This window comes from Longibacter sp. (assembly GCF_051155795.1).
Classification (GTDB): Bacteria; Bacteroidota; Rhodothermia; order Rhodothermales; family Salinibacteraceae; genus Longibacter.
Genome location: NZ_DAXETW010000001.1, coordinates 1 through 16,153, shown reverse-complemented (window position 1 = coordinate 16,153; position 16,153 = coordinate 1). Strand labels below are relative to the sequence as shown.

At 63.0% G+C, this 16,153-nt stretch carries 9 protein-coding genes and 1 tRNA gene; 5 read left to right on the top strand and 5 right to left on the bottom strand.

What is annotated here, in order from left to right; genetic code table 11:
* Positions 1-41 precede the first annotated feature (41 nt).
* On the bottom strand, positions 42-2,801 hold the full coding sequence (locus ACFCU0_RS00050) for a hypothetical protein (RefSeq protein ID WP_434971605.1): 2,760 nt from the start codon (positions 2,799-2,801) through the stop codon (positions 42-44).
* A 389-nt stretch (positions 2,802-3,190) separates the two neighbouring features.
* Here ACFCU0_RS00050 and ACFCU0_RS00045 point away from each other — a divergent pair, with 389 nt between their 5' ends.
* The 4 genes from ACFCU0_RS00045 (at position 3,191) to ACFCU0_RS00030 (ending at position 7,736) form a co-directional block, all read left to right on the top strand.
* Positions 3,191-4,174, top strand: coding sequence for a cation diffusion facilitator family transporter (locus tag ACFCU0_RS00045; RefSeq protein ID WP_434971604.1), 984 nt, complete (start codon positions 3,191-3,193; stop codon positions 4,172-4,174).
* Positions 4,175-4,323: 149 nt separating this feature from the next.
* Positions 4,324-6,759 (top strand): polyphosphate kinase 1, encoded by a 2,436-nt coding sequence (gene ppk1, locus ACFCU0_RS00040; RefSeq protein ID WP_434971603.1) that lies wholly within the window; start codon positions 4,324-4,326, stop codon positions 6,757-6,759.
* A 93-nt stretch (positions 6,760-6,852) separates the two neighbouring features.
* Positions 6,853-7,494 carry a hypothetical protein gene (locus ACFCU0_RS00035; RefSeq protein WP_434971602.1) on the top strand — a complete coding sequence of 214 codons (642 nt, stop codon included), beginning with the start codon at positions 6,853-6,855 and terminating at the stop codon, positions 7,492-7,494.
* A 153-nt stretch (positions 7,495-7,647) separates the two neighbouring features.
* Positions 7,648-7,736, top strand: a tRNA-Ser gene (locus ACFCU0_RS00030).
* Between the two features lie 196 nt (positions 7,737-7,932).
* Here ACFCU0_RS00030 and alaS read toward each other — a convergent pair.
* On the bottom strand, positions 7,933-10,818 hold the full coding sequence (gene alaS, locus ACFCU0_RS00025; RefSeq protein ID WP_434971601.1) for an alanine--tRNA ligase: 2,886 nt from the start codon (positions 10,816-10,818) through the stop codon (positions 7,933-7,935).
* A gap of 217 nt (positions 10,819-11,035) precedes the next feature.
* Complete coding sequence (locus ACFCU0_RS00020) at positions 11,036-11,662, bottom strand: DNA-3-methyladenine glycosylase (protein WP_434971600.1); 627 nt, start codon at positions 11,660-11,662, stop codon at positions 11,036-11,038.
* A gap of 100 nt (positions 11,663-11,762) precedes the next feature.
* On the opposite strand from ACFCU0_RS00020, the gene ACFCU0_RS00015 reads away from it, so the two are divergent.
* Complete coding sequence (locus ACFCU0_RS00015) at positions 11,763-12,707, top strand: hypothetical protein (RefSeq protein WP_434971599.1); 945 nt, start codon at positions 11,763-11,765, stop codon at positions 12,705-12,707.
* Positions 12,708-12,819: 112 nt separating this feature from the next.
* On the opposite strand, the gene ACFCU0_RS00010 is transcribed toward ACFCU0_RS00015, so the two are convergent.
* Entirely contained in the window at positions 12,820-14,007 is a 1,188-nt protein-coding gene (locus ACFCU0_RS00010) for a thiolase family protein (RefSeq protein ID WP_434971598.1), read from the bottom strand.
* Between the two features lie 181 nt (positions 14,008-14,188).
* Positions 14,189-16,153, bottom strand: a 1,965-nt coding sequence (locus ACFCU0_RS00005; RefSeq protein ID WP_434971597.1) for a thioredoxin domain-containing protein, incomplete at its 5' end; no start/stop codon positions are given.

Sequence of the window (16,153 nt, the reverse complement as noted above, 5' to 3'; positions counted from 1 at the left end):
CGGTCACCAGTCAGCCGCATTGGGCGGTCCCGTGCATTCCGTCACCGGTAGACCACGGTCACTCGCTTGTCCTCCACGTCGTAGGCCAGACCGAGGCGCAGGTCCAGGTCAGCAACGGAGAACAGCCGGATGCGGGCCCCGAGTCCGGCACCGACGGCGCTCACGCGTGGACCGCCGCCAAAGACATTCGAGGCGCGGGTCACCGTGGACCCGAACGCGTACGTGTAGACAGCTTTCAGGTACACCGGCACGGTAACGAGCCCATCATCCACGAATGCCAGGGGCTGGAGAATCTCTCCTTTCCACCGCACGAACGTCCCGGCTGGGAGCGAAAAGTTTTCGTTTCCCCGCGGGAGGAATGTGCCGAGACCGAACTCCGTGCCCCGTCGCTGGCTTACGACGCCCGCCCCGATCCGGATGCCGGTATTCCAGCGTGAAAGCAGCGGAACGAATCCGGATACGAGCCCGAGCACGCCCTGCTGGGCCGTCCCGTCGGTCCACACGTCGTGCGTACTGACGCCCGAAAGAAGGAGGCCGCTGTTCGGGATCAGGTCCCTGGGGTTTTGCTGAAGGCGATACCCGAGGACCGCCGACGGATCCAGCGTCACCCGCTGGACACGGCTCTCCGGCTGACCGTCGCGCACGAGGCGGGTGCGCCGCCACTCCATGTCGAGGCCGAATCGCCCAACCGACTGATATACGTTTGAAGCAAAGGTAACCGGCGCGTCGAGGCCGACGCCAGCTCCCTCCTCCTCCAGGCGAGCACCCGGTCCGAGAAGGGTGGGCCGGCGAAAGAAATTGAGCGACGGTCTGGGGGCGACACCGGCATACTGGATGGACGCCTCCGACCAGAGCGACGCATCCTGCACCCATGCCTCGGCCCCGTAGGACCACGTCTGGAGCGGGTCGGTCCCCTGAATGCCCAGCCCCCAGCCCACCGGCGATGCGTCCCCGGCGCTCAGATCGTCTATGTCCGATGCGTCGTCGATGTCGCGCACGACCGGGTAGAGCACCCGTGGGGCGAGGTGGCGCCTCGGGCGGTAGGGCCGGGCCTCCGACCAGGGGATGTCCGGAACCTCGGACTCACTTCTGAGCAGCGCTGGATCACTCCAAGCCCCCGGCCCGCGTTCAACCGCATCGGCCGGAATCGGCGGAACGGTCGGGTCGAAGTCTGAAACGACTAGGTCGTAGCGCTCGTGGCGATACCGAATGTAGGCGAGTTCCGAACGGTCGGGCGACAGGGCCGCCTCGAAGGCGCCGTACCGCGCATCCGTCTGACGCGTAACATCTCCTTGCTGGGTGTCCAGCACGTAAACGTTCGGCGTTTCCGTCGCGGTCGGGGGCCGCTTCGGCAACGCCGGGGACGACGAGGGTGCCGCCGCCGAGACCAGCATGTACCGGCCGTCCGGGCCCCAACTGACGTCGTACATGCGGAGACCAGGGAGGGCGAACCAGGGCTCCAGAACGAACGATGAGGGATTGTCGTCTTCCCCCGGTTCGAAGCGATAAATGCGGTGATCGCCGCCAACATTCGCGAGCACGGCGACAACATTCGCCGATGGAGACGCCGACATGTGAAGGACACGGACGTTGGTGTATGCCGTGCGCTGCACGAACCGACCGCTCGATGTTCGTTCAACGATGTGCGTTGTCGGACCGTCGTTGCGAACGGCAAAAAGGCGGCCGTCCGGCATCTCGACCGGCGTGCGCACGCGCCGCCTTTCGGTACGCTCTCCTCGTTGTCCATTCTTTAGCGAAACCGGCTGAACTTCCACGCGCTCCTGGGTCGAGGAAAACGCATCGGGGACGAAGCGGGTCGTCCAGACACGGAGGCTGTCGGGAGCAAGCGTGTATTCGTTGTCATTCGCCACGGCGTGTGCCGCGATGCGCGCTCGTTCACCGGTGCGCACGTTAATCCGGTAGAGTCCACGGCGCAGGTTATACCCCCGGGCCGTCGCGACCACGTGATTCGCGTCAAGCCAGTACGGCCGGCGATGGGAAAGGCCGGCGGCCGACCCTATAGTGCTGGGCGCCGGTCGATCGGCCTTGCGGATCCTACGGGTCTCCTGTGCCCGGCGACGAAGGCGGTCCCGAATGGTGTTGGGTGCTTCACCCGTGCCGTGCCACAGCGCCGCGCCGAAGCCGAGAAACGGGAACTGATTGAAAAAGCCGGCCGTGCGCGGAAATACGTCTGCGGATGCTGGGCTGTCCTCCAGCGCAAGCATCGTAAAGGCGTGAGCCCCGCCAACGTAAAACCGGTCAAAGGGCTGCGTAAAAGCCGGTCGTTCCAGCATCTGGGCGAGGGACCACGGGTCCTCCGACTCCATTGCCGCCCGGTATCGCATCGTGAAGCGAGGCGCATTCAGCCGCCCACCGCCCGGCACGATACGGCTTTCGCGATATACCGCTACGCCCTCTACCCAACCGGATGGCACCGACAAATTTAGCGTCCGCTCCAGGTCGTTTCCCATCCACCCAAGCACGCGCCCCACTCCGAACGGCGCCTGCAGGTCGCCGTGCATCGCGTGAACCAGTTCATGCGGCCCGACAATGCCGGTCCACGTGTCGAACCCGCCAATGAGGTCGGGGGACTGAAGAGTAGGCAACTCGATCTCTGTCCGGAACGGAAAAGACCGGACGTACCCGTTGGATCGATCGTTGAACGCGTTTAGTACAACAGGAAGACGGAGGTCGCGCCCTTGAACAGGACTGGAGATGAGGGAGTCCGTCGCCAGCCGTTCGGTGTGTAGCTCGGACGCGGCCTGTTTGGCCGCGTGATCGTATCCGCGCTGGTATATCACCGTAAACGGGCCGGAGGTTCGCAAGACATACTCAACCTCCGCAGGACGGTACGTGGTCGCGTACTCTCTTGTCTGCGCTCGGACATCAGTAAAGTCAGCATCGACAAACTGCGTAGCGAAAAGCAGCACTATACACACGCACAGCCGACGTGTCGCGCATTTCAGCGTGCCGGCACATTGCGTGCGTCGTGGGACGTGCATTTTGTGCTCGTTCAAGATCTGGTGACGGCTGCCCGTGGGCAAGCATGGAAGCCGACGCGTTGAGTACGGTTCCACATACCGAAAGCGTGCAACGTGGACCGCCCAATTCCGGTCGCATCACTCGGTGACGGCGCGACCTACGATCGCCACCCTCCATTCACCGACTGCTCCCCAATCGCGGGACCGAGATGAGTCCATCGAACGAGCATTACGACAGTCGTCGTCACGACCACGCCCCTTCCGACGCAACAGGTACGACACGCCTGGTTCTGGCGATCGTGTTCAACGGGTTGATCACGGCGGCAGAATTCATCGCGGGAGTCCTCGCCGGAAGCCTCGCATTGATTGCCGATGCCACGCACAACCTGAGCGACACGGCATCCATGGGCACGTCGCTCATCGCGCGTCGGCTTTCTGCCCGAGCGGCCGATGATCGCCGCACCTTTGGGTACGATCGGGCCGAGCTGATCGGTGCCTTCGTCAATTTAATCACGCTCGTCCTGATCGCTCTCTATCTTACCGTGGAGGCGGTACAACGAGTGATGCACCCTACATCTGTGGACGGGACGCTCATGATCTGGGTCGGCGCAGGCACCCTCGTCGGCAATGTGGCCACGGCCGCCGTGCTGTACGCCCCCTCGCGGGACAGCCTGAACCTCCGAAGCGCGTTCGTGCACATCGTTGCGGACGCGCTCGGCTCCGTCGCGGTCATTGCCGGAGGCCTCGTAATTCTCTGGTTCGATTGGACGATCATCGACCCGATTCTTACCGCGTCGATCGCCGCGTACATACTCATCCAGAGTTACGGAATGCTCCGGGAGACAATCTCAATCCTGATGGAGAGCGCTCCGCGCGGATTCGACATCGATGCCATGGCGGATCGGGTCGCCTCGCTCAAGCACGTCGGGGAAATGCATCACATCCACATCTGGCGCCTGGATGAAACGCGGGTGGCTCTGGAGGCTCACGTTGCGACCTGCGATATCAAGAGCCTGTCCGATCTCGATCGGGTAAAACAAGCGATCAAGCGTGTTCTCGACAAAGAGTATGGCATCGACCACGCCACGCTTGAGCTTGAATACGAGCACTGTTCGGATGTCCTGCCCCATGACGAGGACATACCGTCCGGCACCGAATCGCCGGCCCGCCCCCCCGCAGAGGCGGAATTGTGACCCGTGCCGGGCGAGACCTGGCGCGAACACCGTCCTCGAACCGAACGATGTCCGTTCCGGCCCGGCTGAAGCCGTCTCGGATGGAACCGGGAATGCCGGTCCTGTTTTGACGTCCTCCACCGACTCTCCTTCTTACGTTCTCGGTTTCCGTGGCCACTTCTTCTCCCTCGTACTCCGATGACGCTGACGGGCATCCATCCACGTCCGGAGACGCACCAGCCGCGTCATCGACGTCCGGCGGTCCGCGTCGCCCGGATGACGTGGAAGCCGTTTCTCCCACGCCCCTGGATGAAGAAACACCCGGCTGCTCGTCCCAGAGCAAGGACGGGCCAGAGCCGGGCGGAGATGCCGGTGCAGCGCCTGCATCCGGCGCTGCGATCAAGACGCGTGGCCGCGTCCTCACGGATGCGGAAGACCCGTCCGGGGAATCCTTCCCGCCATCAACTGTTGTGCGGGACATCGAGGCGGACGCGACGCTCGACGACCCGCACCTCTACCTGAACCGTGAGCTGTCCACGCTGGACTTCAACTGGCGCGTCCTCTGTCAGGCCCTTGACGATCGCACGCCGCTGATGGAACGCGTGTTCTTTGCCGCGATCACGGACAGCAACCTGGACGAGTTTTTCCGGAAACGCGTGGGGGGCCTGAAGCGCCAACAGGCGGCAGGCGTATCCGCCACGTCTCCAGACGGCCGCTCGCCGGAGGAACAGATCGAGGCCGTCCGTGCGCCGGCAGAGCGGCTCTACCGGCGTATGACGGGGTTTTGGAAAAACGAACTGGTGCCGCTTCTCGCCCGTCGTGCGGATGTCCACATTCTCGACTTTGAAGACCTCACCTCGGGTCAGCGGCGACGCGCGGACGACCATTTTCAGAATAATATCTTTCCCATCCTCACCCCGCTCGCCGTCGGACCCGGGCACCCCTTCCCGTTTCTTTCCAACCTGAGCCTGTCGCTGGCTGTCACCCTTCGGAATCCGGCTCGAAATAGCGACCACTTCGCGCGGGTGAAGGTCCCCTCGAACCGAGACCGGTGGGTCGACCTCGGCGACAATCATTACGTCCCGCTCGAGCAGGTCATCGCCAACAATCTCGGCGACCTTTTCCGAGGGATGCAGATCAAGACCGTGCACGCGTTTCGCGTAACCCGCAACGCCGACATCCGGCGCGACGAAGAAGAAGCCGACGACCTCCTTGAAATGATCTCGGAGGAACTCCGGGAACGGCGGTTTGCACGGGTTGTGCGTCTGGAGCTCGACGGAAATATGCCCGACGACGTACGCGAGCTATTGGTCGATGAGCTCTCCATCGAGGCGGGTGACGTCTACGTCAGCGAAAGCCTCCTCGGACTCGGAGATGCCATGCAGCTGATGGGCATCGACCGGCCCGACCTGAAGTTCGAACCCTGGGAACCGGTCACGCCGCCCCGCCTGCTCCGGGAGGGTAACCCGACGGATCTCGTTCGTCAGGGGAAAACCGCCGACTATCCGAACATTTTCGCTGCCATTCGGGAAGACGATCTGCTCGTCCATCATCCCTACGAATCCTTCCAACACAGCGCGCAGCGCTTCGTCGAGGAGGCGGCGACCGATCCACAGGTGCTGGCGATCAAGCAGACCCTGTACCGGACCTCGGACAATAGCCCGATCGTAGCCGCACTCGTCGATGCCGCGGAGAAAGGCAAACAGGTGGCCGTCCTGGTTGAAGTAAAGGCCCGGTTCGACGAGGCCAACAACATCGAATGGGGGCGCATGCTCGAAGAGTCCGGTGTTCACGTGGCGTATGGACTCGTTGGCCTGAAAACACACGCCAAGACGACGCTCGTCATCCGGCAGGAGGATGATGGCCCGCGAACGTACTGTCACATCGGGACGGGTAATTACAACTCCACGACGGCCCGGCTCTACACGGACCTCGGTCTGCTGACGTGCGATCGAGACATCGGCTACGACGTGACGCATCTCTTCCACTACCTGACGGGGTACGCACCGCACCAGGAGTACCGGGAGCTGCTGGTAGCCCCGACGAACATGCGCCGGAAGTTCGAGGCGCTGATCCAGCGAGAGATCGACATCGAACAGTCGGGCGGATCCGGGCGCATCGTTGCGAAGATGAACGCGCTGAACGATACGGGCATCATCCAGGAGCTTTACCGCGCCTCCCAGGCCGGTGTAGACATCGATCTCATCGTTCGCGGTCATTGTCGCATGCGTCCGGGTCTCGAAGGCTTCAGCGAAAACGTCCGCGTTATCAGCATTCTGGGGCGCTTCCTTGAACACACACGCATCTACTACTTCGAAAACGCTGGCCAGCCGGAGGTTTTTATGGGCAGTGCGGACTGGATGAGCCGCAACCTTAACAGTCGCGTCGAAGCGATCGTCCCGGTCCGGCATCCGCGCCTGAAAGGGCGCATCGTGGAGATCCTGGATCTTGCCCTGGCGGATCACCGGTCGGCGTGGGAGTTGCATCCGGACGGACGATACGTCCAGCGGACGCCGTCGAACGCGGAGGAGGAAGATTCGAGCCTGCAGGACCAGCTGATCCGTCGCGCAGAGGAACGGGTCGAAGCGGCGTATCGACCTGCCTGACCGTCAGCCCCCAATCGCCGGCGCCCGGATTGCGCAAGGACTCGGTCCGCCGTCCTCCACCTCTCGAGCATACCCCTACCGACTCACACGCCCGTGACAACCGAACATACCCTGGAGATTCGCTGGTTCGGTGAAGGAGAACTGCCGTCGGCAGCCGGCTCGTGGATGGATCGGCTTGCCGCCTCCCCGGCTTCCACCCGGCAGGATCGGTACCTGGTATCCGGAGACCCGGCCATGAACCTCAAGATCCGGAAAGACAGGGTCGAGGTAAAGCGTCGCGTCGGCAACCCGCTCGACGTAGATCGCGCGCACGGTATCGGCGGGACGATCGAGCGATGGGTCAAATGGAGTTTTCCTCTGGACGAAACCGCCCCCTCGTCCATCACCGGAAACGGGTCTGATCTCTGGGTGCCGGTCACGAAACACCGCCGCCAGGTCGTTTTGCGAGGCAAGCGTCAGATCAACCTGCTGGAACGTGTCGGTCAGGAGATCATCGAGCCAGACCCTGTGGACGTGCTTGCGGAGTGTACGGTCGTAACCTGCCGGGACACCCGCGCATGGACCGTCAATATCGAGTCGAAGGGAAACCCGGACGGCCTTGAGTCGACCCTTTTCCAGATTCTCCCCGGCGTGGTGGACGATACCCTGGCTGAACAGCTCACCTGTGCTGATTCGTTCGGGTACGCGCACTGGCTTCGCGAAACAGTAGACAGCGCTGCCGCCTCGCTGTCCTAGCCCGGAGCCTCTGCTGGCCATCAGCGTCGGTGCCGCTGTGATAAAAATACGAAGATGACGCCCCCTCGGAACGCAGAAAGTAGCGCCGTGTAACCGCTACTCGACATATTAACAGGCGCCGCGAGTAATGTTCTCCGCGGCTGCACAGAATTCGGTGGGGTGGCGGAGCCTGGCTGAACGCACCGGTCTCGAAAACCGGAGTGCCCTTTTGGGTACCGGGGGTTCGAATCCCTCCCCCACCGCCTAAGTATCGTCCGAACGCCTCTTCCAGCACGCGCCGGGAGAGGCGTTTTTTGTGTGGGTTCAGCCGTCTGCCCGCGCCGGAGATTTGAACAGACGCCGCCCGTAGAATACGGAACGACGTGGACATATAGCGAGCGGTCCCCGCCCGTCGGAGGCAGGGACCGCTTAATATTTTCGCCTGTGCGGCCGCCGCATTTACGACAGATTCTCGCGGACGAGATCGGGCGCCTCCGCCAAAACAGTGTCCAGCTTTTCTATCTCGCGCCCGCCGGCGGAGGCGAGCTGCGGGCGCCCGCCGCCTCCCCCTCCCAGCTTCCGACCGAGAACGCCCACGATGTCGCCGGCTTTGACGCCGCGACCTACGAGATCATCGCTGACCGATACGACCACGTAGACCTTGCCGTCCTCGGAGTCGACGCTTCCAAGCACGCCGACGCTTTCCACTCCCATCCGATCGCGCAACTGTTGCGCAAGGGCCTGTAGGTCGTCCATGCTCGCTTCCCCGATGCGACCGGTGGCGCACCGGACGCCGTCCACGTCAGAAGCAGACGCGATCACGTCGTCCAGTTTTCCTGCCATCGCCTCTCGTCGTGTTGCCTCGAGCTCATCGGCGAGCTGATCACGCTGCTCCTGCAACCGGGCGATCTCTTCGTGCAAGGGCCCCTGAAGTGACTGAAACTGCCTGCGAGCAGCGTTCAGTTCATCGATTTTCTCATCTACGTAATCCACGGCCGGTGCACCTGCCACCGCCTCGACGCGGCGAACGCCGGCCGCAACGGAGCCTTCGGAAAGAAAGCGAAACAGACCGATCTCGCCCGTGGCCCCGACATGCGTTCCGCCGCACAGTTCAACGCTGTAGTCGGGATCGAACGTGATCACACGCACACGGTCGCCGTATTTCTCCCCGAACAGGGCCATAGCACCCCGATCCAGCGCCTCGTCGATCGGGACATTGCGGTCCTCCCCGGTTGAAATGTTCTGCTGGATGCGCTCGTTGACGATCTGCTCGATCGTTCTGAGTTCGTCATCCGTCACACCCTGCATGTGGCTGAAGTCGAACCGCAGGCCGTCCGGTGCGACGCGCGAGCCTTTCTGCTGCACGTGATCGCCCAGAACGTTCCGCAGCGCGGCGTGCAGAAGATGCGTCGCTGAATGGTGCGCTTCGATGTGACGCCTTCGCTCCGCATCGACCGTGGCCGTCACCGGTCCGGATGGATCGGTGGGCAGCCGGTCGGTAGTATGAACGATCCGCTCGCCCTGACGCTGCGTGTCAAGGACCGCGAGCGTTTCGTCGCCTACCTGCAGGGTCCCGCTGTCACCCACCTGCCCTCCGCTCTCGGCATAGAACGGCGTGCGGTCGAGTTCCATCTCATACCGTGTGTCGTCCTCCGTTTCGACTTTGCGTACGGCCCGGATCTCGGCATCATCTACCGTGAGGGTCTCGTAGCCGACGAACACGGACGACTCCCCCGTTGAAGTCTCCTGCCAGGCGTGGATTTCGCTCTGGTCCACGTCGAACTGCGCTGCCGACCGCGCCCGTTCTTTCTGGCGCTGCATCAGTTCGTCGTAGGCCGGCATGTCGACCCCGAGTCCGCGCTCCCTCGCCATCAGCTGGGTGAGGTCAATCGGGAAGCCGTATGTGTCATGAAGTAAGAACGCGATCTGGCCTGGCACATCGCCATCCCCGGCGGCCTCGACGAAGTCGCGGAGCATGACATCGCGGTCGTCTGCGTCCACGAATGCTTTCTGAAGCAAGTCCATCATGCGGCCGTCGGATCGAATCTCGGCCACCACGTCCTCTACATCCTGACCGTCATCGGCTCCTTCGGCCACGCTATCGACGTACGGCGTGACCCGGTCGAAGATGTCGATGCCTGTACCAAGCGTTTTCAGGAAGCTCTCCTCCTCCGACCGGATCATCCGCTCGACGTATGCCTGCTGCCCGGCCAGTTCGTCGAACTGCCCTCCCATCTTCTCGACGAGCGGGTTGACGAGGCGGTGCAGAAACGGCTCACGCATGCCGAGCGTCTGGTATCCATAGCGGACGGCGCGCCGCAGAATCCGGCGAATGACGTATCCGCGGCCGGCATTGCCCGGCATCACACCATCGGAGATGGCAAAGGCAATCGTGCGGATGTGGTCGGCGATCACGCGTAGCGCAATCCGAATACGCTCGCGCTGATCGCCGTCTTCCGTCTCGATGTCGTCGTAGCCGCGGACCATCTCATGCGGGCAGAGATCGGCCGTGGCCTGCAGGATCGGGGTGAAAAGATCCGTATCGTAGGTCGAAGACTTGCCCTGCAGCACAGCGCAGATGCGCTCGAAGCCCATCCCCGTATCCACGTGCTGGTCCGCGAGCCGCTCCAGCGAGCCGTCCGGCTGGGCGTTGTACTGGATGAAGACAAGGTTCCAGATCTCCATCACCCGCGGGTGGTCTTGATTGACCAGGTTCCGGCCCGGCGTTTCAGCCCGTTCTTCCTCCGTACGCAGGTCGACGTGGATCTCCGAGCATGGACCGCACGGCCCGGTATCGCCCATCATCCAGAAGTTCTCCTGCGACGGCTCATACAGGATATGGTCCGGGTCGATCGGCGTCTCTGACGCCCACAGGTCCGCCGCTTCGCTGTCCGCGTCCAGACCGAGGTCCTCATCGCCGGCGTGAACCGTCGCAAACAGGCGGTCCGGGTCCAACCCCCACTGGTCAACGAGCAGCTCCCACGCCCACCGAATGGCTTCCTGCTTGAAGTAATCTCCGAAGCTCCAGTTACCGAGCATCTCGAAGAAGGTATGGTGGTACGTGTCATGCCCTACCTCCTCCAGATCGTTGTGCTTGCCAGACACGCGAAGGCACTTCTGCGTGTCGACGGCGCGCGTGTACGGACGCTGCCCGCTGCCAAGGAAGACATCCTTGAACTGGTTCATGCCGGCGTTCGTGAACAGCAGGGTAGCATCCCCCTCTGGAACGAGCGATGCACTCGGCACCACCTCATGTCCCTTGTCCTCGAAAAAGCGGAGGAACTCATCGCGAATCTCCTCGGAGGTTCGCTGAACGTCGGCAGAAGCTTGTAGATGTCGATCCATGTTCGGGGAAGACGTGAGCAATCGATACGAAACGTCGGACGCGCCCCGGGTTGAAGGCGCGGATGTATGCGGGCTGTTATGCTACGCGTTACACGTCAAAGGATTCCTCCACTCAGCGGTCGGCAAGGCGCCATCTGCCCATTTGTCCGTTAATTCCGCCGCGACTACACGATCGCTCCGGGAGGGCTTCGTCCCTCGACGCGTCACCGAGCGCGCTTCAGGAAGTCTGATCGGACGGCGTGCCGGGAGACACGAAGCGGTTGCCGCGAATCAGGAACCGCCACGATCGGTCCACGCCTTTGGAGATCCCGATCCGTGACGTCGTGTCGACCTGTTCATCCGGTACGGGATGGCCGCGCGTGAAGAAAATCGGCGGTTCCGTGAGGTCTCGCGTGTGATCATCACCGTCGATCCCGAAGGCCTGCGTGAGCTTACCGGGCCCGTTGGTCAGGTCCCAGTCCTGCTCAACGGAACGCGACATCCGCATACGATCGATGCCTTCGATGGGCTCCACCGCGCGCACCAGCACCGCCCCACCGACGCCTTCCCGTTCGGTGACGACGTTCAGCAGCCAGTGCATTCCGTAAATCAGGTAGACGTACGCCGTCCCGGGCGGCTTGAAGAGATCGGCAGCACGTCCTTCATGACGAAGGGTGCCCGTTTCCGGGTCGAGAAGTCCCCAGCCGTGAAAGGCCGGATCATCCTGCGTGTATGCCTCGGTTTCCACGACCCGTCCGATGCGCGCTGAGCCGTCCGGATGACGACGAACGAGATGGGTACCCAGCATATCCCGCGCGACGAGAAGGGTGTCTCGTGCGAAGAATGTTGTGGGAAGGGGATTCATCTTCTATTCTGCTTGTAGTGAGTAGACGCCGCGCTTATATTGCCCGTGCCGGATGAACCCGGTGCGCACCTCGTTGCTCAACGCCCGATTCCCTCACGCCATGCAGGAGCGAACCGTTCCTTCCGATGCCGTCCTGGTGATGAATCAGGAATTCCGTGTCAACCGCCGTTGCCGTCTCGATGTGAGCGTTCCCGGCGCCTCCCTCCGCCTCCGACACGGCGACACCGAGGACCGCGTGGTCGTGAGTGTGTCGGTCGCCGGATGCCGCGAAGAGGACGCCAACGACGTCCTTGAGCGGCTGCGCCTCTCCACCCGACAGGTCCAGGACCGCGTCTATGTGCAAGCGGACGAACCTTCCCGGGACGCGGATTACTGGCGATGGTTGCGAAGGGACGGCACCGAATTGTTCCTGGATCTCGCCCTCCCGCCGAACACCGATGCCGAGATCTCAGCTCCGTCCGGCGAGATTCACGCATCGGGCCTCCGCGGCGATATCGACATCATCGCGGCAGCCTGCCCGGTCGACGTTGTCGATATTGGCGGCAGCCTGCGCATCACGGCCAACGGGGAACCGGTATCGGTGAAGGAGTTCTCCGGGCAGGAGTTGCAGGTCCACAGCACGGCCGCCCATGTTTTTGTCGGGGACGCCCGGTCGGACGCTGTCGGTTTGCGGGCCTCTGGCGGACGCCTGAACGTCCGCAACGTGGAGGGATCGGTCGACATTGAGGCGAACGGATCGACGGTCACGCTGATCGACGTCACCGGTCCCGTTCGGGGCGATCTGCACGCGAGCCCGATCTCCCTGCATGGAACGCTTACGGCAGACATCGACCTGGTGGCCCTCGGCTCCCCAATCACGATGAATGTGGAGGTCGACCGGGGCGCGGAGGTTCGGCTTGAAGGCCGACCGGTCGAACTCGATCGGTCTCTCCCCTTCCAGGGCGACCTGGAGACCCGCCGGGCGGAAGGAACGATCAACGGGGGCGGACCTCTGGTTTCGCTTCGCGCCGTTCCGGGCACGGTTCGGTGTCGAAGTGCCTCGTAGAACAGCGTCGTCACGTCCGGCCTCGCCTGGAAACGGCAAGCGCAGGCCGCCGATGTCGGCAGCCTGCGCTCGCTTTTGTTTTGTCCGTACCGCCTCGCGATTGCGGTGAACGTCACACGCGATCCACGCCAAGGGCGACGCCTCCGCCGGTGCCGTGGCAGATCGCGGCGATGCCGGTCTCCTCATCGCGCTGCTGGAGCGCGTGAAGCAGCGTCACAACGATCCGGGTTCCGGAGGCGCCGATCGGGTGCCCGAGGGCGATGGCACCACCGTTCACGTTCAGCTTCTCGTACGGTACGTCGAGAGCCCGGTGAAACAGGATGTTGTTGATGGCAAACGCCTCGTTGTTCTCGTAGAGGTCGACGTCTGCCGCCGTGCGGCCGGTTTTCTCCAGAACAGATTCCACGGCAGGAATCGGAGCTTCGGGAAAGCGCCACGACTCCCCGGCCGACCACGAGCTCTGCGTCACCCGGGCGAGAGGCGTCAATCCATGCGCATCGATCGCTTCCTGGCTGGCCAGTACCACCGCGGCTGCGCCGTCGGAGATCTGGCTCGAATTTCCGGCCGTCAGCACGCCGTCCGAGCGGAACGCCGGCCGCAGGTTGCCGAGCGATTCGGCTGTCGTCCCGGGGCGAACGCCTTCGTCGGTTTCAAAGGTCTCCGTCCCTTTGCGCGTCTCAATCTCCATGGGGGCAATCTCCGCATCGAATCGCCCCGCTTCAGCCGCCGCGTGGGCGCGCTGCTGCGACGTAGCGGCAATCTCATCCAGTTCCTCGCGTGTGATGCCGTGCTCCTCGGCAAGGCGCTCCGTCTGGTCTCCCATGGCGTCGCCGCTGACCGGATCGGACAGACCGTCGCGGAACATCAGGTCCTCCAGCGTTCCTCCCTGCGGCGCATACGTGTAGCCCCAGCGTGCCTTTGCATCCAGGTAGAAGCCGGCCTGCGACATCGACTCCGTGCCGCCGGCCAGAACGAGATTCGCCTCCCCGGCCTTAATCATGGTCGCGCCGTTGAGAATCGACATCATACTCGATGCACAGACCATGTCGACCGCGTATCCATCGATCGACTTTGGAATCCCGGCCTTGAACGAAGCCTGACGCGGCACGAGCTGCCCGTGACCGCCGCGAAGTACATTTCCGAACACGAAAATGTCCAGGGCGCCCCCGTCCACATCCGCCCGCTCGAGAGCGGCTTTCATCGCGTGGGCACCGAGGTCAACGGGTGAATGCTTCTTGAGCGTTCCTCCGAGACGACCGATCGGGGTTCGTACGGCAGAGCAGAGAAAGACGTCACGCATGGCAGAAGGAGGACAAGTCGGAAGGGAAAAGGCTGCAGGGTGGACGCGCATCCACCCGCATTATGCTTTGACACGTTGCGGAACCGCTTTCAGGATGGCAAACGAATTTTTGCCAAGTGTGGTCGTGGTCGGCTGCACCCGGGTTCACGCCGGAGGCACCAGGTTTCCGGCAAAGCCGCCCTTACCCGGACAGTTGCCTGTCCAGTTCCGCCGCCGACTGCACCGGTTCCTGGCAGGCGAACTCGTGGCACACGTAGGCCGTCGGGCGCTCCTCGATCACCGTTTGCATCTCCGTAAACGGAGCCACGTCGGCGATGGCCGGGTGGTCTCCCGGCGGCCGGTGCAACAGCACGGTGCCGGGCATGTAGCGCCGGCGCACGACCTCGATCATCGCCTGCGTACCCGGTTCGTCCAGATCGCCGGCAATAACGACCTCGCGGGACGGGGCCAGGGCTTCATAGAGACCGACGAGGAATCCCGTGAATCCTGCAGGCTGGGAACGGACCTGTTCACCGGCCGCAGCCCGCAGCCGCTCGACTGCCTCGGCGTAGCGCGTTACTCCTGTCATGCGAGACAGCCGCACAAGCAGGCTGAGCGCGGCGGAGTTCCCGCTCGGCATCGCACCATCGTAGAACTCTTTCGGCCGAACGATGAGACGCTCTGCGTCATCCGCCGTGAAAAAGAACCCCCCGTTCGCATCATCCTCGAATCGATCCAGCATGGCGTCGGCCAACTCTTTCGCGAGCGCGAGCCATCCGGTATCAAACGTGGTTTCGTACAACTCGATGAGACCCCACCCGAAAAACACGTAGTCATCGAGGTGCCCGCGGATCGCGGTTTCGCCGTTTCGATAGCGATGACGTAGCTGCACGGAACCGTCGTCCCCTCGCTGCACCATGTGTTGCCGCAGAAACGACGCGGCATCCGTGGCCGAACCACGAAACGGCGCCCCCTCAGGAAGCACTCGCGCGGCCCGTGCCAGAGCGGCAATGAGGAGACCGTTCCAGTCGGTCAGGATTTTGTCGTCGAGCCCTGGCCTCGGCCGTTCGCTTCGAACCTCCAGCAGACGGCGCCGGATGCGATTCCACCGGCGCTGCAGATCCTTTACGTCCTTGCTCTCCTCCTCTGCGACCTCCTCCAGCGAACGCGTCAGGTGGAGAATGTTGCCACCCGTCTTCTTGCCGGTAGACTCATCGGCATAGTTTCCGCCGTCGCGGGCCTGAAAGACTTCGATGACCCATTCGGCGTCGTCTTCATCCAGGGCCTCCCGAAGTTTCTCGGTCGTCCAAACGTAAAAGGCGCCTTCCTCGCGCTCGCCCTCTGGCGTCAGGCTATCAGCATCCTCTGCCGAGAAAAAGCCGCCCTCCTCCGCTTGCATGTCGCGGACGAGGTACCGGTGAATGTCGGTTGCCGTCTCTGCGTATCGAGCATTTCCCGTGACCTGATAGGCCTCTGTGTACGCCAGCATCAGCATGGCCTGGTCGTACAGCATTTTTTCGAAATGCGGGAGCAGCCAGTGACGATCTGTCGAATACCGGTGAAAGCCAAAACCGACGTGGTCGAAGATGCCACCCAGACGCATGGAGTCGAGCGTCTTCGTCACCATGTCGAGCGCGCGCTCGTCGCCGGTCCGGTCGTACTCGCGCAGCAGAAACAGAAGGTTGTGAGGGGACGGGAATTTCGGCTGCGACCCGAATCCTCCCTTCACTTCGTCGAACCGATTGGAGAGGGTGTCGAAAGCACGAGTGAGGGCCTCGGTCCCGGGCATCGACCCATCCGGCGTACGCTCGCTGGCATCTTTCAGTGCATCGGTGATCTTGTCGGCGTCAGCGAGAAGAGACGCCCGGTCGTCCGACCATAGTTCCCCGACCCGTTCCGCCAGTTCCATGACGCCCATCCGCTTCATGCGTCCTCGCTTCGGCAGATACGTCGTCGCATAAAACGGACGCCGGTCCGGGGTTAGCAGGACGTTTAGCGGCCACCCTCCCCGTCCGCTCATCATCTGGCAGACGCTCATGTAGATGTTGTCCACATCGGGCCGCTCCTCGCGATCGACCTTGATCGGGACAAAGGTATCGTTCAGAACCGCCGCGACCTCCTCATCCTCAAATGACTCTTCCTCCATCACGTGGCACCAGTGGCACGT

Coding starts and splice junctions, on each gene's coding strand:
- ACFCU0_RS00045 (WP_434971604.1), top strand. CDS start 3,191: ATGAGTCCATCGAACGAGCATTACGACAGTCGTCGTCACGACCACGCC.
- alaS (WP_434971601.1), bottom strand. CDS start 10,818: ATGGATCGACATCTACAAGCTTCTGCCGACGTTCAGCGAACCTCCGAG.
- ACFCU0_RS00020 (WP_434971600.1), bottom strand. CDS start 11,662: ATGAATCCCCTTCCCACAACATTCTTCGCACGAGACACCCTTCTCGTC.
- ACFCU0_RS00015 (WP_434971599.1), top strand. CDS start 11,763: ATGCAGGAGCGAACCGTTCCTTCCGATGCCGTCCTGGTGATGAATCAG.
- ACFCU0_RS00010 (WP_434971598.1), bottom strand. CDS start 14,007: ATGCGTGACGTCTTTCTCTGCTCTGCCGTACGAACCCCGATCGGTCGT.